This window comes from Staphylococcus sp. 17KM0847, assembly GCF_013463155.1.
Lineage (GTDB): Bacteria > Bacillota > Bacilli > Staphylococcales > Staphylococcaceae > Staphylococcus.
Window position 1 is genome coordinate 492,180 of the sequence record NZ_CP040781.1, and the last position, 20,556, is coordinate 512,735.

Below are 20,556 nucleotides of genomic sequence, written 5' to 3' on the forward strand. Positions count from 1 at the left end.
TGAACTTTTTCTAACAAATATTTTAGACTTTGAATACCGATTTAATAGGCTTTTATAAAAAATAAGGAAATGTTAAATAAAATTAATATTGATTCTAAAAATCGCAAAGTTTATAATTGTGTTAATATTTCTGAATATTTAGAAGGGAATGTTAATTAAACATAGGGGGAATGAATATATGCTTAGATATACAATTAAGCGTCTATTGTATATGGTGATTTCATTGTTAATCATTATTACGATTACATTTTTCTTAATGAAATTAATGCCAGGATCACCATTCAATGATGAAAAATTGAGTGAAGATCAGAAAATCATGTTGAATGAAAAATATGGTTTGAACGATCCACTACCTATACAGTATGCAAATTATATGAAAAACGTTATGAAGGGTGACTTTGGTAACTCTTTCCAATATGATAATCAGCCTGTATGGGATTTAATTAAGCCACGATTAGTACCATCGTTTCAAATGGGGCTTATTGCGATGGTTATTGGTGTTTTAGCTGGTGTGATACTTGGGGTTATTGCAGCAACCAGACAAAATACATGGGTGGATTACTTAGCTACTTTTATCTCAGTTATTGCCATATCCGTACCTTCTTTCGTATTGGCAGTTTTATTACAATATATGTTTGCTGTAAAGTTACAGTGGTTTCCTGTTGCGGGATGGGAAGGCATATCTACAGCTATCCTGCCGTCATTGGCACTATCAGCTGTTGTACTTGCAACAGTAGCACGATACATTCGAGCAGAGATGATTGAAGTTTTGAGTTCGGACTACATACTACTGGCACGAGCAAAGGGGAATTCTACATATACCGTTTTATTCAGACATGCATTGCGTAATGCACTCATTCCAGTCATTACAATTCTTGTACCAATGTTAGCCAGTATTTTAACAGGTACGTTAACAATTGAGAATATCTTTGGTGTACCGGGACTTGGTGATCAGTTTGTAAGATCGATTACAACAAATGATTTTTCAGTCATTATGGCAATTACATTATTATTTAGTACATTGTTCATCGTATCCATTTTCCTTGTCGATGTACTTTACGGTTTAATCGATCCACGTATTCGCGTACAAGGAGGTAAAAAATAATGACGAAATCATATTTTCCACAAGATGATCAATCCAATGCCACAATGACAAGCACATCTGGTGTAATGCATGAAGACTTTGTACGTACAGGGGCACCTGATGGAAATGAACAAGCACTCCAGCGTGAAGGGAGAACGTTTTGGCAAGATGCTTGGTTACAGTTAACACATAATAAATTGGCAGTATTAGGTATGATTGGTTTAATTATCATTTTATTATTTGCATTAATTGGACCTTTACTTAATAGCCATGGTTATGCAGAGCAAGATGTAGAGAGACGTAATTTACCACCTAAAGTTGCTATTTTAGATCAAGTTCCTTTTCTACCGTTTGATGGTAAGGGCGTAGATGGTAATGCTTATGAACAAGCTCATGTCAAAGAGAATTTTTGGTTTGGCACAGATCAGTTAGGTAGAGACTTATGGACACGTACTTGGCAAGGGGCACAGGTATCGTTGTTTATTGGTTTTGTCGCAGCAGCATTAGATATTTTTATCGGTGTAATCTATGGAGCGATTTCAGGTTACTTTGGTGGACGTGTTGATAACATTATGCAGCGTATTATTGAGATTATCTCATCTATTCCAACGTTAATTGTTGTTATTTTATTTGTATTAATTTTTGAACCTTCCATTTGGACGATTATTTTAGCGATGACTATCACGGGATGGATTGGTATGAGTCGAGTTGTTCGTGGAGAATTCTTAAAGATTAAAAATCAAGAGTTTGTTCTTGCGTCACGGACATTAGGAACATCAGATTTAAAGTTGATTTTTAAGCATATTTTACCGAATACGTTAGGTGCAATTATTGTAACATCTATGTTTACAGTACCGAATGCAATTTTTTTCGAAGCGTTTTTAAGTTTTATTGGTATCGGTGTACCTGCACCACGAACTTCTTTAGGTTCGCTTGTCAATGAAGGACGTGCAATGCTATTAATACACCCACATGAGTTATTTATCCCGGCGATTATATTGAGTTTATTAATTTTATTTTTCTATCTATTTAGTGATGGTCTGCGTGATGCTTTTGACCCTAAAATGCGTAAATAAAGGAGGAATTTTCAATGTCTGAACATATTTTAGAAGTAAAGGACTTGCATGTTTCCTTCGACATTACTTCGGGGGAAGTACAAGCAGTACGTGGTGTTGACTTTTATTTGAACAAAGGGGAAACGTTAGCGATTGTTGGGGAGTCTGGATCAGGTAAATCTGTAACAACAAAAGCCATTACAAAACTTTTTCAAGGTCCGACAGGAAGAATTAAACAAGGGCAAATTATTTTTGATGGTGAAGATTTAACTCAAAAAACTGAGAAGGAATTAATGAAATTAAGAGGTAAAGAAATTTCTATGATCTTCCAAGATCCAATGACCTCTCTTAACCCAACCATGAAAATAGGTAAACAAGTGATGGAACCTATTATAAAACATATTGGTCTCAATAAAGCTGAGGCAAAAAAGCGTGCAATTGAGTTGCTAAAACTAGTCGGATTAAAAAGAGTAGATGAACGCTTCAATGCTTATCCACATCAATTTTCAGGAGGACAACGTCAGCGAATTGTTATTGCTTTGGCATTAGCATGCGAGCCGAAAGTACTTATTGCTGATGAACCGACAACAGCATTAGATGTAACGATGCAAGCACAGATTTTAGAATTGATGAAAGAATTGCAACAAAAAATAGATACAGCAATTATTTTTATTACGCATGATTTAGGTGTAGTTGCTAATGTAGCAGACCGTGTAGCCGTAATGTATGGGGGTCAAATGATTGAAACAGGTAATGTGAATGAGATTTTTTATGATCCACGTCATCCGTACACATGGGGATTACTTTCTTCGATGCCAGATTTAGAGACAGAGGGTGAAACAGAGCTGCTTGCAATTCCAGGGTCGCCACCAGATTTGATTCATCCACCTAAAGGAGACGCCTTTGCACCACGAAGTCAATATGCACTAGCTATTGATTTTAAAGAAGCACCTCCGTGGTTTAGTGTCTCACCGACACATTATGTTCGTTCATGGTTATTGGATGAGCGTGCACCACATGTTGATCCTCCCGAAATGGTGAAGAGAAAACAGCGGGTTATGCCAAATAACTATGAAAAACCAGAGCGTGTAGAAAGGGTGTCATTTTAATGGAGAATAAAGAAGTTTTATTAGAGGTTCAAAATTTAAAACAATATTTCAATGCAGGTAAACGCAATGAAGTACGTGCCATTGATGATATTTCTTTCAATATTTTTAAAGGGGAGACTTTTGGTCTAGTAGGTGAGTCAGGATCCGGGAAGTCTACAACAGGTAAAGCAATTATCAAACTAAATGATGTAACAGATGGCAAGGTGCTTTATGAAGGGGTAAATATTCAAGATATTAAACAACGCAAAGATTTATTAAGATTTAATAAAAAAATACAAATGATTTTTCAAGATCCATATGCATCGCTTAATCCACGTTTAAAAGTTATGGATATTGTCGCAGAAGGTATCGATATTCATGGTCTTGCTCAAGATAGAAAAGATCGTAAAAAACGTGTATATGATCTATTGGAAATAGTAGGATTACGTAAAAGTCATGCCAATCGTTATCCACATGAATTTTCGGGAGGTCAGCGTCAACGTATTGGTATTGCTCGTGCTTTAGCAGTTGAACCTGAATTTATTATTGCAGATGAGCCTATCTCAGCATTGGATGTTTCCATACAGGCACAGGTCATAAACTTAATGCAGAAGTTACAAAGAGAGCGTAATATCACTTTTTTATTTATTGCACATGATCTTTCAATGGTGAAGTATATTTCAGATAGAATTGCAGTGATGCATTTAGGGCGAATTGTAGAGATAGGCACAGCAGAGCATATATACAACCACCCTATACATCCTTATACGCAATCATTATTATCGGCAGTGCCACAACCTGACCCAGAAAGTGAACGTCAAAGAAAACGTATAACTTATACACATGATGCAACACAAAATGACCGACGTACATTGCAAGAAGTGAGTTCAGGACATTATGTGTTTGCGACAGATGAAGAGTTAAAGGAATACCAACAGACAAATAAGAAAGTGGATGTATGAGCTTAGGGAAAGGGGAATGACAAGTGAATACTAGAAAAATATTAAAAATATGCATTATGATGATCAGTGCTGTACTTGTTCTTTCAGCTTGTGGCAGTGCAGAAGGCATTTACGATAGTAAAGGACAAGTTTTTCGTAAGGTAATTCCACAAGATATGTCATCATTGGACTCTGCCAAAGTAACAGACGCTGTAAGTTTTGATAAATTCAATCAAGTTTATGAAGGTCTATACGTGTTAGATGAAAAAGATCAGGCTATACCAGGTGTTGCCAAAGGGGATCCTCAAATATCTGAAGATGGTAAGACATGGACAGTCCAACTGCGAAAAGATGCAAAATGGTCAAACGGTGATCCTGTGACGGCACATGACTTTGAATTTGCATGGAAACGTGTACTCGATCCAGAAACAGCATCTGAATATGCGTATATTATGTATGATTTGAAAAATGCAGAAGCGATTAATGCAGGAGACAAGCAACCTGAATCTCTAGGGGTTAAGGCGTTAGATGATTATACGTTGGAGTTTGAACTAACAAAACCTGTACCGTATTTCAAAGAGATGTTAGCGTTTGGTACATTTTTACCACAAAATGAAAAAGTAGTTAAAAAATATGGAGAACGCTACGGAACAACAGAAAATAAGACGGTATACAATGGACCGTTTAAAGTAAAAGAATGGGCTGTTGAAGATAAAATTTTATTAGTTAAAAATGACAAATACTGGGATAAAGATGTTGTGAAGTTAGATAAAGTCAATTATAAAGTTTTAAAAGATGGTCAAGCAGGTGCTTCTTTATATGACACAAACTCAGTAGATGATACGACAATCTCGTCAGAACAAGTAGATAAATATAAGGAGAACCCAGCATTAGAAAAACGTTTATTAGCCTCAACATTTTATTTGAAGTTAAATCAAGGAAAAGTGCCTGCGTTAAAAAACAAAAACTTGCGTCTTGCACTTGCGCAATCAATAGACAAACAAGCATATGTTGATGCCGTGCTAAATAACGGTTCAGAACCAAGTGATGGTTTTACAGCAAAAGCTACAGCAAAAGCACCGAATGGTTCGGACTATGCGGATCAAATTAACTCACCGTTAACGTATAATCCTAAAATGGCACAAAAAAACTATGAGACTGCTAAAAAAGAACTCGGTGAAGGCACTTTTACATTTAGGTTGAATACAGAGGATACACCTAGCTCTAAAATATCTGCAGAATTTATTAAGTCTCAAATTGAGAAAAATTTACCTGGTGTTACGATTAAAATTCAACAATTACCGTTTAAACAGCGTATTGCAAGAGAACAAAGTGAAAACTATGATATTTCACTTTCTGGTTGGGGGCCAGATTATCCAGATGCATTAACGTTTTTAAATATTATGACAACAGGTAATTCATCAAACAACACAGGATGGAGTAATAAAAAGTACGATAATATGTTAAAAGAGGCGAATGGTGCATTATTGCAAAAAGAAAATGAGCGTAATGAAAAGTTGATCGAGGCAGAAACAATTTTATTAAATGAAGTGCCTATTGCGCCTATTTATCAAAAAGGAGAGGCACATTTAACGAATCCGCAAGTGAAAAATTTACAGTATCATAACATTAGTGGAGATACGACTTTAAAATACACATATATTGACAAAAGTATTGATCGTGAAACAGGTAAGAAAAAAGAAAAGTAGTTAAAAAGGATTGCACACCGAGGAACATTACAAGGTGTGCAATCCTTTTGTATGATATGTGAGGTGACGTGGAATGAGCGGTATAGAAAGTTTTAAGTCAGATTTTTGTTGCTCTGAATTTTTCTCAGGACTTATTTTTGCGACCAAGTCCCATTGCTTTTTCCATTTTTTTAAGTGTTTTAAACGACGCACGCTGCGCTTTGTCGCGCCCCTCATCTAAAATAGTATCTAAACGTTCAGATTGATAAAATGTATTATATTTTTCTTGGAAATCTATGAGAAACTGTTCAACAACTTCCGCTAAATCCGACTTGAATACACCATAGCCTTTATTTGTGTATTTTTCTTCTAGTGAAGCTATGGATACATCCGTTAAACTCGAATAAATGGTGAGCAGGTTTGAAATACCGGGTTTATTTTCTTTATCGTACTTAATGATGCCATCTGAATCTGTTACTGCACTTTTGATTTTTTTAGCAGCCAAACGTGGTTCGTCTAATAAAGAAATAAAGTTTTTTTGATTGTCATCACTTTTACTCATTTTTTTAGTAGGGTCTTGTAGACTCATAACACGACCACCTACTTTTGGCATATGGACATCAGGTTTTATGAGTACATCATTATAGCGACTGTTGAAACGGTCAACAAGGTTACGCGTGAGTTCGATGTGCTGTTTTTGGTCATCACCTACTGGTACGATATTAGTGTTGTATAACACAATATCAGCAGCCATTAAAGGAGGGTATGTAAGTAACCCGGCAGGAATACCATCATTTTGTTTTTGTGCTTTGTCTTTAAATTGAGTCATACGTTCTAACTCGCCAACAGAAGAAATAGTTGTTAACATCCAACCTGCTTGGACGTGTGCAGGCACCTCTGATTGAATAAAGAGTGTTACTTTATCAGGATTGAGACCAGATGCGAGATATATTGCTGCAAGTTGACGTGTTTGCTCGCGAAGTTTTAGACGATCTTGAGGTACAGTGATTGCATGTTGGTCTACAATACAAAAAAAGCAATGATAATCGTCTTGTATTTCTGCGAATTGTTTAAGTGCGCCAATATAGTTTCCGATTGTTGGGATACCACTTGGCTGAATACCGGAGAATAAAGTTTTCATAATGCAAATGCCTACTTTCTATCATAGATATACTTAATAATATTATAACAGTATTTTCATTATTTGTAATTTGTGATAAGGTAGAAATAACAATTGATTAGATAGGTTGAATAGCTCTACGACTAAAGTCTGATTATTTGAATAAAAAATTTTTAATTGTATTTTCTCATTTAATTTTAATGTTCAAGATTTATAATATAACCATAGCGTTAGAAGACAAGGGCTAGAAAGTTTTAAACGTTTTGACATATATTGTGCGGTCAATCTTGAAACGTTAAATTTTAAATGAATTTAATTCATTAACTAGGAGAGTGAGATGTATGGTAACATTATTTACTTCACCAAGTTGCACATCTTGCCGTAAAGCGAAAGCATGGTTACAAGAACATGACATTCCGTATACGGAGCGAAATATTTTCTCTGAGCATTTAACATTAGATGAAATCAAAGAAATTCTTAAAATGACTGAAGATGGAACAGATGAAATTATCTCAACGCGTTCAAAAACATATCAAAAGTTAAACGTGGATATCGATTCTTTACCACTTCAAGATTTATACACAATCATTCAAGATAATCCTGGAATTTTACGTCGTCCAATCATCCTAGACGAAAAAAGATTACAAGTGGGTTATAACGAAGATGAAATTCGCCGATTCCTACCACGCAAAGTGCGTACGTTCCAATTGCTTGAAGCACAACGTATGGTAGACTAAACTATTTTTGAAGACACTTTTTAATTTAAATACTCCTCTATTTATGGTTGATTGCGTCCATAAATAGTCTAAAAACAGTGCGTCGCATAACGTACTGTTTTTTGTATGTAATCAAATAATATCGATGATTGATAAGCACCGAATCTCATATGCTAATCATAGTTTGTAATGATAAGGTTGAAATAATGAATGATATTGTTTAATCTCTTCTATTTAGGGAATGATGGTATATGTTACAATAAGAGTATATTAAGGAAATAAAGAAACAAAAAAATTGTAATTTGAATGATGATTTCATACAATAGGGGTACTATTCATCGACTGTAAGGGAGTGTGATGATATGAGAATAGAACGTATTGACGATATGACAGTAAAACTATTTATCACATATACAGATATTGAAGCACGTGGTTTTCGTCGTGAAGATTTATGGACAAACCGACAACGTGGAGAAGAGTTTTTTTGGTCTGTTATGGAAGAAGTTAATGAAGAAGAAGATTTTGTTGTAGAGGGTCCACTTTGGATTCAAGTACACGCTTTTGAAAAAGGTGTAGAAGTGACAATTTCAAAATCAAAAGATGAATCTCTTATGGATGTATCAGACGAAAATAACGCTTTTGAAGAAATTGATAATCACTTAAATGATCTCTTATCACAATCACTAAAAGAACAAGATACATCTGATCAAAACAAAGAAAGAAAGCAGCGTGAAACAACGAAAAATCATAGTGCTTCACGAGGTACAATGCCATTAACTCGAACAGCATTATTCAAGTTTGAAGGTTTAGAATCATTAATTGATTATGCCTATCACAACAATCAACAATTGACAAAATTTGAAGATTTATTGTATATGATTGATAAAACGTACTATTATGCAGTTCATTTTGATACAGATGTGACAGAAGAACAAATCCATGATTTTTATAGTCAAATGTTAGAGTTTGCGAAGTTAAGTGATAAAACGGAAGTATATCTCAATGACTATGGAAAGATCGTTATGAGCCATAATGTAACAGAACAAGTTAAGAGATATTTTTCATTGTGATTAATGTCATCGATAAAAGGTGTCATGCAAGCATTTTCTGTTTGTATGGCATCTTTTTTATGGTTTAAAGTAATTAGGCAGAAATAGACGTGTGATATTATGAGGTGATTGTTTTGCTCATAGCTTATAATAAAAGGAAAGAACGTATATTAGCCCAATATGCAGACCAAACAGAAGCTTACTATTGTCCCATATGTCAAGCGCCTGTGATTTTAAGGAGTGGTTGTTGTAAGGTACCGCACTTTGCGCATCGTACATTGTCACATCATAAACATACAGGAAGGAGAGAATCAGAAGTACATTGTTATTTAAAGCATAAAATTTATGAGTTATTTTCTAAAAAATATAATGATGTTCAACTTGAACCCTATGTTTACAATATTAATCAAATCCCTGATATTATTGTGGATCAATATGTTATTGAAATACAGTTGAGCGCCATATCGCCAGTAGACATTGCTAATAGAACTAAAGGGCTAACATCAGCAGGATATAAAGTGATATGGTTAACAGCATTACCACGATATAAGTGTGGAACTTATTATTTCAATCAGTTACAACAAACGTGTATAAGACCAGAACAGCATGGTTTGTATAGTGTAGATATTCACACAGGTAAGCTGTTTTATCTATCGAACATAATAGCGATTACGCCTCGTCAGTTTGTGGCAGAGAAGCATGAACTGTCATATTATCAGTTATTAACACATTATGACTCGACACAATATACAAATAATATGATAAGAAAAATAAGTGTGACGCGTATTCTTCAATATATTGCACAATGTCGTCGTAAAAACACGGTCCACGATGAAGTGTTATCGATTATGTATCGTTTACAATTATCAGACATACAAGTGACTCGAATAACGGGTTTTATTTTTCCAGAACAGTTGTACGTTTCTACGCATCCTGTCTTATGGCAGCTTAAACTGTTGGAAGCAATCTATTATCAACGCTCTGTGTATGATGTATTATCTAAATGTATGAAGTTTAGACATTTTGCAATCAATGATAAGCCACATCCTGAAATTATTAATCGATTAAGTGAGTGTTATAGAAAAATTTTAAAAATATAACTTAATGATGTGCATTTTTTATCTAAAAATGAGAAAATAGCGTTAATTATCAAATAATTGTAGGAGGCATACGATGACAAATCAAGTTACGAGAGAAGCACAGGAACAAAAGTATCCAGAACATACATGGGATCTGACAACCATTTTTAAAGATGATACAGCTTGGGAAAGTGCGTTTGAACAAGTATCGAATCGTATTGGTGAAGAACAACAGTATAAAGGTCACTTGGGTGACAGTGCTGAAACGCTTTATGCAGCGCTGTGTTTACAAGATGAAATAGAGGGAGATCTAGAATCTGTTTATGTTTATGCACACTTGAAACAAGACCAAGACACTAGCAACGATAAGTATACAGGTTTTGAAGCGCGTGCACATCAGTTAATCATTCGTTTTAGTTCAGCATGGAGCTTTTTAGTGCCTGAATTATTACAAATCGATGAAACAACACTTCAAACATTTTTAGATACACATGACGATTTAAAACATTATGCATTTGCGTTAGAGATGATTAATCGTCAACGACCACATGTTTTAGATGCTGATAAGGAGAAACTTTTAACTGAAGCACAAGATGCGCTGTCGACAGCGAGCAATGTATTTAGTATGTTCGATAATGCAGATTTGACATTTGAGGACGTAACAGATAAAGATGGACATCAACATCCTCTGACACAAGGAACATTTATTAAATATTTGGAATCCGATGATCGTGTGTTACGTGAATCAGCATACAATAGTGTGTATAAAGCTTACGGTGCATACAATAATACTTTGAGTGCGACACTTGCAGGAGAAGTAAAAAAACATGTATTTAATGCACGTGCACATCATTATAAAACAGCACGTGAACAAGCTTTAAGTCATAATTATATACCGGAAACGGTGTACGATAACTTGGTGAAAACCGTACATAAGCATTTACCTTTGTTACATAGATATACAAAGTTACGTCAAAGATTGTTAGGTATCGATGATTTGAAAATGTATGATATGTATACCCCACTTGTAAAAGATATTAAGTTTGATATGCCTTATGATGAGGCGGTTGAATGGATGCTTAAAGGCTTAGCACCAATGGGCGACACATACTTAAATGTAATTAAAGAAGGTTTAAGCAATGGTTGGGTAGATGTTTATGAAAACAAAGGTAAACGTTCAGGTGCATATTCATCAGGTGCACACCAAACCAACCCGTTTATTTTATTAAATTGGTCAGACACAGTATCAGACTTATTTACACTTGTGCATGAGTTTGGTCATTCTGTACATAGTTATTTTAGTCGTAAACATCAATCTTCTACATATAGTGGTTACTCCATTTTTGTAGCAGAAGTGGCATCAACATGTAATGAGGCATTACTGAGTCACTACATGGAACAGCATTTAGATGACAAGCGTAGACTTTTATTGCTTAATCAAGAACTGGAGCGCTTTCGTGCTACTTTATTTCGTCAGACAATGTTTGCAGAATTTGAACATAAAATTCATCAAATAGAAGAAGCAGGGGAGCCATTGACAGCACAGCGCATGAATGAAGAATACGCACAATTAAATCGTCAATATTTTGGAGATACGGTTGAAACAGATGAGCATATTAGTAAAGAGTGGTCACGCATTCCACACTTTTATATGAATTATTATGTATACCAATATGCAACGGGTTATAGTGCAGCTCAAAGTTTAAGTCATCAAATTTTAACAGAGGGCCAACCTGCAGTTGAGAGATATATTAATGAATTTTTGAAAAAAGGAAGTTCTAATTATCCTATCGAGTTATTGAAAAATGCAGGGGTAGATATGAATACACCTCAGCCAATTGAAGAAGCATTACATGTTTTTGAACAAAAGTTAGATGCGTTTGAAAAGTTAATGGAAACAGTATAATTGTGAATTCGCTTACAATATGACGGAATTGTGAAATTTTTAATTTTTGTAAGTTAAAGGGTTGAAAGCCATCAAGAGGCATGATATATTATGAGCATGAAATTAATCACATAACAAACATACCCCTTTGTTTGAAGTGAAAAATTTCTCCCATCCCCTTTGTTTAGCGCCGTGTTCGAACACGGCGTTTTTTTATGATATTTTTTAAAATGATAAACGCATACCGTAGATGTATAAAACTACAATGACTACGGTATGCGTTTATATTTATAGAAGTGACTAAGTTTATTGTACTTCATTTCACATGTATCAACAAAAAAGAGTGGGAGAGAAAGCGCTTTTTGCAAAAGCTTTCGTAGTCCCACTCCAGCAAGTGTGATTAACAGTAAAAAATACTTTTTACTTTAGATACCTACTGTCAATTACAAGTATTTACGCACGCATTTAAGATGATTTCCTTTTGTATGAATCAATGGTTACATACGTGATCTCCAGTATTCACCCTCTGGATGTTTTAATTTTTCAACTTTACGTTGTAACATTAGTTTTTTTAGTTCTTTACGCAATGTACGTTCAGGCCATTCATAGATCGTACGCAATTCTTCTTCAGTAACCAATTGTTTTTGTTGAATATAGTCAGCAAGTGCAGGTGGTAGGCTCTTTTCTATCGGCGCCCCCATCATTTCATTAATAATATACGTATAAATATGATAAGGATAGAGTCCTTCAACTTTTAATCCTTCTTCTTGAACATCTTCATTAAAAAATACAAGAGAAGGTGCTATATCAATTTCCATTTCACGTGCAATATGCAAATCAACTTTTAGACTGTCACGTAATTTGCCGTTTTTCAAGTCTTCTTGAAATACGTCGAAATCAAGACCAGCATTAATAATACATTTTGCAATCATCTTTTCAGTAATAATATCTTTTTTAGGGATAATTTCATTTTGAATAAGATGCATAAAACGATGTGCCCTTGAACGACCTTGTAATTCTGCTGCCTTGAAAACGAGTGCAATATTATCACGATCTGATGTACTCTGTGCTTGGCATTTTGTAAGTATGCGCAAAGACGGATTTAGAATATGGCGAATACGGATATATTGGTTATATTCAATTCTTAATTTAGATAAAATAGCAGATAGTTTAAAACTGTCTTTACTAAACGGATCGAAAAACGAATAGATTTCAATCTTACTTACCGGTGAAAGGTCTGTATCATTCGAACAGCTATTCACTACAACCCTTAATTCTTCCGTCATGTTTTTCACCTACAATTAATTTTCTGTGTTAACCATATAATTGGCAGTTAACCGCAGTCTTTCATATAAATAATCACCTACATTATCTGGAAACTGCGCGGTTTGAATGGCAGTATGCATATTTTCAAGCCAAGCCTCTTTAGCATACTCATCGATAATGAAGGGCATATGCCTTTTTTTCAACATGGGGTGACCATGCTCTTGTGTGTAAAGGTCAGGGCCACCTAAAAATTGTGTGAGAAATTGCTTTTGTTTACGTGCAGTTTCAGCAAAGTCGCCCGGAAATAAATGATTAATACGATTGTCTTGCTCGACTAATCTATAAAAATGATCAATCATGCGATACAGTGCATCTTGACCAATCACTTCATAAGGCGTTTTTGTCATACTTATCACCTTTTTTAGTTTCATTCTATACATAAATAATAACATGAATTTTTACATTTCAAAGTAAAAACACTTATAGCATAAGTCTGGATATTGTTGACTCAGTGCAGTGTTCAACTTCCTATTCGTATATCAATGTAATAATCAGATATACTCAAGAGATACATCGCTTATTTTCTGTTATAGTAATCTAAAATTAAGCCACTTTAAATGAGATATTCATCACTAGTACAGTCAACTGGATTGACAGTATATGAATAGCAAGATGTTTCAATCTGAGTTGCTGTTCTGAGAAGGTGATATTCATCTTAAGAACTTGTATGATTGTTGAATAAGTTTTGTTGCTGTTCAAAAAAACGTTGAACTTTATTGGCAGGTTGTTGATGTTTAAGTTGAAATTGACTTAAAATTTGTTCAAATGCACACAGACCTTCTTTATAAGAAGAGACTTCAAATTCAAGTTCGTAATCTTCCTTGCCTAAGTATTGGCTGTGATCGAGTACAAGAAGTCCCATACGAAGCTGCGTTTCCATTCGATGTGTGGTCAGTGTCCCTAAGACTTTTAAAGAGGATACATCGATATGATATTGTTGCAAAATTTTTTTAATATCGGGTGTGATGTATGTTTCAGGTACATGGTGATCTGAGATAGGCTGGAAGGATGTGAGATGATTGTATTCTGTTAATCCGACATGAGCAGGCACTTTTAATGTTAATTCATTGGTTCCGTTAGCTTTCTCACGTATACGTAACGCCATTTTATGCTTAATAATTTGTAAGTCGGGTGTGTCAATATAGTGATTGATTTGCGAAAAGCTCTGAGAAGATGAAAAGTAAGTTGCTTTGATTGCTTCATATGTAGAAGGTTCTAATATTTGCTTAAACTCGATTTCGTGTTCGACTGCCATAATGAGTCACTCCTTTGAATTTATTATGCCTGACATTGTTGATGAATAAAAGTATTTCAAATATCAAAGAATTGAACAATGAGCAGACTTTCAAAGTATGTTAAACTATAATTTGATAAGGAGGCGTACATATGCGTATTTATGTAAATGAAATCAAAATTAAAGATGGAGCTATTTTATGTTATACAGACCAACCTACAGAAAATTATGCGGAAGCTGGACAGATGATTGTTGATAGTGATAATAATGCATTTGTCTATCTTTTAGATGATGGTGCGTCGTTTTCGTATTTAATCTTTGTTCAAGAAACATGGTCTATGTTGCATGAACATCGAGACAAGAAAGTAATTATTAATGATCAATTGGAATTAACGCGTTTTAAAACAGAGTTGGATTATTTATTAGAGAATATCGAGGGGAACTCGAATTATGGGAAGGCGTTTGTAGAGGCTGTTGAAGAAACGTTTGAACTCGTATGAAGCGGAGTGAAGTAGTATGAATCAATGGGATATTTTTCTAGCACCTTATCGACAAGCCATTGATGAACTCAAGGTGAAGCTCAAAGGATTGCGTAAACAATATGAAGTTACAGAACATCATTCGCCGATTGAATTTGTAACTGGACGTGTTAAACCGATTACGAGCATTATCGATAAAGCGAACAAAAGGGGGATTCCTTTCGACTGTTTGTCTGAACAAATGTATGACATTGCAGGGCTGCGCATGATGTGTCAATTTGTAGAAGATATTGATCAAGTAGTCGCTTTGTTACGTCAACGTGAAGACTTTAAAGTTGTTGAGGAACGTGATTATATTAATAACACTAAGCAAAGTGGTTACCGTTCTTACCATGTGATCATTGCTTATCCAATTGAAACATTAGGTGGAACCAAAACAATTTTAGCAGAGATACAAATTCGAACGTTAGCGATGAACTTTTGGGCGACAATTGAACATACGCTGCGTTATAAATATGATGGAGATTATCCTCCAGAAATACAGACGCGTCTTGAAAGAGCAGCAGAGGCAGCATTTTCATTGGATGAAGAGATGTCTGAGATTAAGGATGAGATTCAAGAGGCACAAAAATATTATTCTAAAAAACGTGCACATAAGCATGAAGAGTGAGAGGTGGAGCTATGCGTTATGTCATCTTGTCAAAGGGAGATGCGAAGTCTGAAGCGTTGAAACATAAAATGATGCGTCATATGCAAGATTTTCAGATGGTAGAGGATGCAGAAGATCCAGAAATCGTTATTTCTGTTGGAGGGGATGGAACACTATTACAGGCGTTTCACCAATATAGTCACATGTTATCACGCTGTGCATTTGTAGGTATACATACCGGTCATTTGGGCTTTTATGCAGATTGGCTTCCACACGAAGTAGAAAAGTTGATTATTGAAATCCATAACTCAGATTTTCAAGTGATTGCTTACCCATTATTAGAAATTATTGTGCGCTATAATGATAAAGGCTACGAAACGCGTTACTTGGCGCTGAACGAAGCAACGATGAAGACAGAAGATGGCACGACATTAGTTGTAGATTTAGACTTACGCGGACAACATTTTGAACGCTTTCGTGGGGATGGATTGTGTATATCTACACCATCAGGGTCTACCGCGTATAATAAAGCATTGGGTGGTGCATTGATTCATCCATCACTAGAAGCCATTCAAATAGCGGAGATTGCATCTATTAATAACCGTGTGTTCCGTACAGTAGGCTCGCCACTCGTTTTACCGAAACATCATACATGCCACGTCAAGCCAGTGAATCATGATGTTATTTTAACAACAATTGATCATGTGAGTGTAAAACATAAAAATGTTAATGCCATTCAGTATCGTGTAGCCAATGAAAAAATTCGCTTTGCACGTTTTCGACCTTTTCCGTTCTGGAAACGTGTACATGATTCCTTTATTTCCAGTGGTGATGACATGTGATTTTTACATATACAGTAACTGAAACACAATCGCTTAAAACATTTTTATATACGCAATATTTTTCAAAAAAGACGATTAGCGCCATTAAACGGGATGGCGCTTTACTCGTTAATCATATCCCGAAGACAGTGCGTCATATTTTGCAGGTTGGGGATAAAGTAGAAGTGCGTTTACCTATTGAACATCCTAGTCCACATCTTATACCGTATGATGTACCACTTGATATTTTATATGAAGATGAAGGGTTACTTGTCGTAGCTAAGCCGCAACATCAAAATAGCGCACCATCCCGTGAACACCCACATAAGAGTCTAGTTGAGCAGGCTTTAGCGCATATGACACGACAGCAAGAAAAGGGAATACCTCATATTGTGACGCGTTTAGATCGCGATACAATGGGAATTGTAGTGATAGCGAAATCACGTCATTTGCATCATATTATGTCTTTGACTCCAATAAAAAAGGTATATGAGTGTATATGTCTAGGTCAAGTACGTAAACCGGGGATAATAGATGAGCCGATAGCACGTGCAGCTGATAGCATTATCACACGAGTTGTTGCACCGAATGGCAAATATGCCAAGACGCTATATGATCCGATTAAAGTTACGTCACAATATACATGGTGTCGTGTACAATTGTTAACGGGTAGAACACATCAAATTCGCGTACACTTTCAACACATGGGTCACTCAATAGTAGGAGATGCATTGTATGGGGGAGCGCATAAAGAAGTTACGGCTCAGCTACTCAAATGCTCAGAAATATGTTTTAATCATCCTTTAACGGATAAACGTATACATATTGTATCTCATACGCCGAACTTTGATACGCTATTAGCAACACTATAAAATCAATTAATGGAGGTGACGCATATGTCCAATGATAACGAAAAATTACGATTAGACGATGAGGAAAAATATAATAAAGCATTTTTAGATGATTTAATCGCAAATGAAGATATTGATGCCTTTCGTGATGAATTTTTAGAGATGCATTCGTACGATCAAAGTGAATATTTTGAAGAAAGTAACGACGACATACGTCAAAAAATGTACCAATATTTATCTCCGGAAGAGGTCTCAGACTTCTTTGAAAACTTGGAAATCGATGAATCTGAGTATGAAGACTTATTTGAAGAGATGAATGCGACATATGCCAGTCATGTCTTACAGCATATGTCTTATGACAATGCCGTAGATATATTAAATGAACTCTCAAAACGCAAAGTTGCGAGTCTATTAATGTTGATGGATCGTGATGAAGCAAAAGAAATTAAAGCATTATTGCATTATGAAGAGGATACTGCTGGTGGTATTATGACAACGGAATATATTTCGTTGACAATTAATACCCCTGTACACGAAGCATTAATGCGCGTTAAAGAGCAAGCACCCGATGCTGAAACAATATATATTATTTTTGTAGTTGATGAAGATAAAAAACTTGTCGGTGTACTCTCGTTACGTGATCTTATTGTTGCAGAAAATGATGCGTATATTGAAGACATTATGAGTGAGCGTATTATTAGTGCAAATGTCGCAGATGACCAAGAAGATGTTGCGCAAATGATGAGAGACTATGATTTTATCGCAATACCTGTTGTTGATTATCAAAATCACCTTTTAGGGATTATTACAATTGATGATATCGTTGACGTTATTGATGAAGAAGCCAGTGAAGACTATTCACGTTTAGCCGGGGTGTCTGATATTGATTCAACAGATGATACAATTTTTCAAACTGCACTTAAACGTTTACCATGGTTATTAATTCTAACAGTATTAGGGATGATAACGGCTTCTATTTTAGGTTCATTTGAAAGTACCTTAGAACAGGTGGCTTTATTAGCAGCATTTATTCCTATTATTAGTGGGATGTCAGGAAACTCAGGCACACAATCACTCGCCGTGTCTGTTCGCAATATTTCTACTGGTGAAATTAACGAAAAGAGTAAGTTTAAATTAGCGTTACGTGAATCAGGAAGTGGCTTTTTAACAGGTATTACTTGCGCAGTATCACTCTGTTTGATTATTATTATTATTTATCATCAACCTTTTCTTGCACTTATTGTTGGCGTGAGCTTAACAATTGCGATGACAGTAGGTACAACGATTGGTTCAGTGATACCACTCTTGATGAATAAACTAGGTATTGACCCAGCTGTTGCGAGTGGCCCATTTATTACAACGATTAATGATATTGTGAGCATGCTTATTTATTTTGGCTTAGCAACATCATTTATGAATTATCTCATTTAAGGGGGTAACCTATGGAATTTGTTTCACTTGTTATCGTCATCGTTGCGGCGTTACTTACACCGATTATCATTAGTAAATTAAAAATAGCGTTTTTACCTGTGGTCGTCGCAGAAATTTTGATGGGGATTGTCATCGGAAATTCATTTTTAAATCTTGTACATCGTGATGATGTTCTTAATATCTTGTCTACACTTGGCTTTATTTTCTTAATGTTTTTAAGTGGTTTAGAGATTGACTTTAATGCATTTAAAAAAGATAAGTCGAAAAAGAAAAAAGATGCAGATAATGGACCGAGTCATTTTACATTGGCACTTTATGTTTTTATGCTGATCATGATTATTTCAATAGGATTAGCGTATGCATTCAAATGGGTTGGCTTGATTGATGATGTATTGTTAATGGTTATTATTATTTCAACAATCTCACTGGGTGTTGTTGTTCCAACACTCAAAGAGATGAATATGATGCAGACAACGATTGGACAATTTATTTTACTCGTTGCTGTATTAGCTGACTTAGGGACAATGCTATTACTGACTGTATATGGCGCGATCAATGCCTCAGGTGGTGGCACGATATGGTTGATTGGGATATTGGTTGTATTTACGATATTGTTTTACTTTTTGGGTGGACTTTTTAAACGAGCGCCCTTATTTGATAAACTTATGGATGGAACAACCCAAATCGGTATTCGTGCTATATTTGCATTGATTATTTTATTGGTCGCTTTAGCAGAAGGTGTAGGTGCTGAAAACATCTTAGGTGCCTTTTTAGCAGGTGTGGTTGTGTCTCTCTTAGGTCCTGATCAAGACCTTGTTGAAAAGTTAGATTCTTTTGGTTATGGTTTCTTTATTCCTATCTTTTTTATCATGGTAGGTGTTGATTTAGATATTCCATCTTTAATCAAAGAGCCTATGCTATTAATTATTATTCCTATTTTAATTTTAGCGTTTATTATATCGAAACTTATTCCTGTAATGTTAATTAAGCGTTGGTTTGATATGAAAACGACGATTGCATCTGGATTTTTATTGACTTCGACATTGTCGCTTGTGATTGCAGCAGCTAAAATTGCTGAGAGTCTGGGTACCATTAGTGAAGAAATATCAGGTATCTTAATTTTGAGTGCTGTAATCACTTGTGTTTTTGTTCCAATTGTATTTAAGCGATTGATCCCAATTCCAGATGAAATGCAACGTATAATTAAAGTTGCTATGATTGGAAAAAATCAGCTCTCAATTCCAATTGCACAAAATTTAAGCTCGCAACTCTATCAAGTGACGTTATACTATCGTAAAGATTTAACAGATCATCGTACATTATCCAATGATATTACGATGGTTGAGATTGCAGATTACGAGTCAGAAATATTAGAACGACTAGGGTTATTTGAAAGTGACATTGTGGTATGTTCGACAAATGATGATGAGATTAATCGTAAAGTTGCGTTAATGGCAAAAGATCATGGTGTGGAACGTGTCATCTGTCGTTTGGAGACTAATGATGAAGCGCAAGTGTTACGCAATAAAAATATTGAGTTGTTTAGTAATTTCCAAAGTAATCAAATTTTACTTAAAGGTATGATAGAAACACCAAATATGCTGAACTTATTAAGTAATGTAGAAACATCGTTATATGAAATCGGAATGTATAACTATGCCTTTGATCAGATGCAACTACGCAACTTCCCATTTGGTGGAGATATCATTTTTGTGCGTATTATCCGTAATAATGAATCCATTGTGCCACATGGTGATACGCAATTACAATATGGCGATCGTTTGATTGTTACAGGTACAAAAGAATACGTAGACCAACTTAAAATTGAATTAGAAATGTTCTAAAATATTGAAAAGACTAATGTGTATCATTGCACGTTAGTCTTTTTGTGTTTAGAAAGTAAAGTGATTAAAATGTGTACAAATTCGTAATATTTTTCGTCTAAAATGATACAATCTTGCCATATATAAAATTGTTTATTTAAAATTATGTACGACCTTAATATAATAAATAGAAATACATTTTCATTATTAATTAAATAGTGAAGAGTTGTATTGTGC

At 35.0% G+C, this 20,556-nt stretch carries 19 protein-coding genes; 15 read left to right on the top strand and 4 right to left on the bottom strand.

What is annotated here, in order from left to right:
• Positions 1 to 178 precede the first annotated feature (178 nt).
• Genes opp3b through FGL66_RS02400 form a run of 5 tightly spaced genes read left to right on the top strand, consistent with a single transcriptional unit; the run spans position 179 to position 5,877 of the window.
• Positions 179 to 1,105, top strand: coding sequence for an oligopeptide ABC transporter permease (gene opp3b / locus FGL66_RS02380; RefSeq protein WP_180810025.1), 927 nt, complete (start codon positions 179 to 181; stop codon positions 1,103 to 1,105).
• On the top strand, positions 1,105 to 2,160 hold the full coding sequence (gene opp3C / locus FGL66_RS02385) for an oligopeptide ABC transporter permease (RefSeq protein WP_180810026.1): 1,056 nt from the start codon (positions 1,105 to 1,107) through the stop codon (positions 2,158 to 2,160). Before opp3b ends, opp3C begins: the two co-directional genes overlap by 1 nt.
• Before the next feature lie 14 nt (positions 2,161 to 2,174).
• Positions 2,175 to 3,248, top strand: a complete 1,074-nt coding sequence (locus FGL66_RS02390; RefSeq protein WP_180810027.1) for an ABC transporter ATP-binding protein — start codon at positions 2,175 to 2,177, stop codon at positions 3,246 to 3,248.
• Positions 3,248 to 4,189 (top strand): ABC transporter ATP-binding protein, encoded by a 942-nt coding sequence (locus FGL66_RS02395; RefSeq protein WP_180810028.1) that lies wholly within the window; start codon positions 3,248 to 3,250, stop codon positions 4,187 to 4,189. Before FGL66_RS02390 ends, FGL66_RS02395 begins: the two co-directional genes overlap by 1 nt.
• Before the next feature lie 56 nt (positions 4,190 to 4,245).
• The gene (locus tag FGL66_RS02400; protein WP_180810453.1) at positions 4,246 to 5,877 is read left to right on the top strand and encodes a peptide ABC transporter substrate-binding protein; all 1,632 of its coding nucleotides are present in this window, start codon (positions 4,246 to 4,248) and stop codon (positions 5,875 to 5,877) included.
• 124 nt (positions 5,878 to 6,001) lie between these two features.
• On the opposite strand, the gene trpS is transcribed toward FGL66_RS02400, so the two are convergent.
• Complete coding sequence (trpS, locus tag FGL66_RS02405) at positions 6,002 to 6,997, bottom strand: tryptophan--tRNA ligase (protein WP_180810029.1); 996 nt, start codon at positions 6,995 to 6,997, stop codon at positions 6,002 to 6,004.
• Between the two features lie 320 nt (positions 6,998 to 7,317).
• On the opposite strand from trpS, the gene spxA reads away from it, so the two are divergent.
• The 4 genes from spxA (at position 7,318) to pepF (ending at position 11,726) form a co-directional block, all read left to right on the top strand.
• A complete protein-coding gene (gene spxA, locus FGL66_RS02410) occupies positions 7,318 to 7,713 on the top strand; it encodes a transcriptional regulator SpxA (RefSeq protein ID WP_044360477.1) in 396 nt (131 codons plus the stop codon).
• 341 nt (positions 7,714 to 8,054) lie between these two features.
• Positions 8,055 to 8,762 carry an adaptor protein MecA gene (locus FGL66_RS02415; RefSeq protein WP_180810030.1) on the top strand — a complete coding sequence of 236 codons (708 nt, stop codon included), beginning with the start codon at positions 8,055 to 8,057 and terminating at the stop codon, positions 8,760 to 8,762.
• A gap of 113 nt (positions 8,763 to 8,875) precedes the next feature.
• Entirely contained in the window at positions 8,876 to 9,841 is a 966-nt protein-coding gene (locus FGL66_RS02420) for a competence protein CoiA (protein ID WP_180810031.1), read from the top strand.
• A 73-nt stretch (positions 9,842 to 9,914) separates the two neighbouring features.
• Positions 9,915 to 11,726, top strand: a complete 1,812-nt coding sequence (gene pepF / locus FGL66_RS02425) for an oligoendopeptidase F (RefSeq protein WP_180810032.1) — start codon at positions 9,915 to 9,917, stop codon at positions 11,724 to 11,726.
• Positions 11,727 to 12,202: 476 nt separating this feature from the next.
• Here the strand turns inward: pepF and yjbH are convergent, their stop codons facing one another.
• From yjbH to FGL66_RS02440, 3 genes are all read right to left on the bottom strand, one after another.
• Positions 12,203 to 12,991 carry a protease adaptor protein YjbH gene (gene yjbH / locus FGL66_RS02430; protein ID WP_180810033.1) on the bottom strand — a complete coding sequence of 263 codons (789 nt, stop codon included), beginning with the start codon at positions 12,989 to 12,991 and terminating at the stop codon, positions 12,203 to 12,205.
• Between the two features lie 15 nt (positions 12,992 to 13,006).
• Positions 13,007 to 13,378 carry a truncated hemoglobin YjbI gene (locus tag FGL66_RS02435; protein ID WP_180810034.1) on the bottom strand — a complete coding sequence of 124 codons (372 nt, stop codon included), beginning with the start codon at positions 13,376 to 13,378 and terminating at the stop codon, positions 13,007 to 13,009.
• Positions 13,379 to 13,686: 308 nt separating this feature from the next.
• Positions 13,687 to 14,286 (bottom strand): CYTH domain-containing protein, encoded by a 600-nt coding sequence (locus tag FGL66_RS02440; RefSeq protein WP_180810035.1) that lies wholly within the window; start codon positions 14,284 to 14,286, stop codon positions 13,687 to 13,689.
• 131 nt (positions 14,287 to 14,417) lie between these two features.
• Here FGL66_RS02440 and FGL66_RS02445 point away from each other — a divergent pair, with 131 nt between their 5' ends.
• Genes FGL66_RS02445 through FGL66_RS02470 form a run of 6 tightly spaced genes read left to right on the top strand, consistent with a single transcriptional unit; the run spans position 14,418 to position 20,340 of the window.
• Positions 14,418 to 14,765, top strand: coding sequence for a UPF0738 family protein (locus tag FGL66_RS02445; protein WP_180810036.1), 348 nt, complete (start codon positions 14,418 to 14,420; stop codon positions 14,763 to 14,765).
• 16 nt (positions 14,766 to 14,781) lie between these two features.
• Positions 14,782 to 15,414 (top strand): GTP diphosphokinase, encoded by a 633-nt coding sequence (yjbM, locus tag FGL66_RS02450; RefSeq protein ID WP_180810037.1) that lies wholly within the window; start codon positions 14,782 to 14,784, stop codon positions 15,412 to 15,414.
• 11 nt (positions 15,415 to 15,425) lie between these two features.
• Positions 15,426 to 16,235 (top strand): NAD kinase, encoded by an 810-nt coding sequence (locus FGL66_RS02455; protein ID WP_180810038.1) that lies wholly within the window; start codon positions 15,426 to 15,428, stop codon positions 16,233 to 16,235.
• A complete protein-coding gene (locus FGL66_RS02460) occupies positions 16,232 to 17,086 on the top strand; it encodes an RluA family pseudouridine synthase (protein WP_180810039.1) in 855 nt (284 codons plus the stop codon). The genes FGL66_RS02455 and FGL66_RS02460 overlap by 4 nt, the downstream gene beginning before the upstream one ends.
• Positions 17,087 to 17,110: 24 nt before the next feature.
• Positions 17,111 to 18,496 (top strand): magnesium transporter, encoded by a 1,386-nt coding sequence (gene mgtE / locus FGL66_RS02465; RefSeq protein WP_180810040.1) that lies wholly within the window; start codon positions 17,111 to 17,113, stop codon positions 18,494 to 18,496.
• Positions 18,497 to 18,507: 11 nt separating this feature from the next.
• Entirely contained in the window at positions 18,508 to 20,340 is a 1,833-nt protein-coding gene (locus tag FGL66_RS02470) for a monovalent cation:proton antiporter family protein (protein ID WP_180810041.1), read from the top strand.
• Positions 20,341 to 20,556 lie beyond the last annotated feature (216 nt).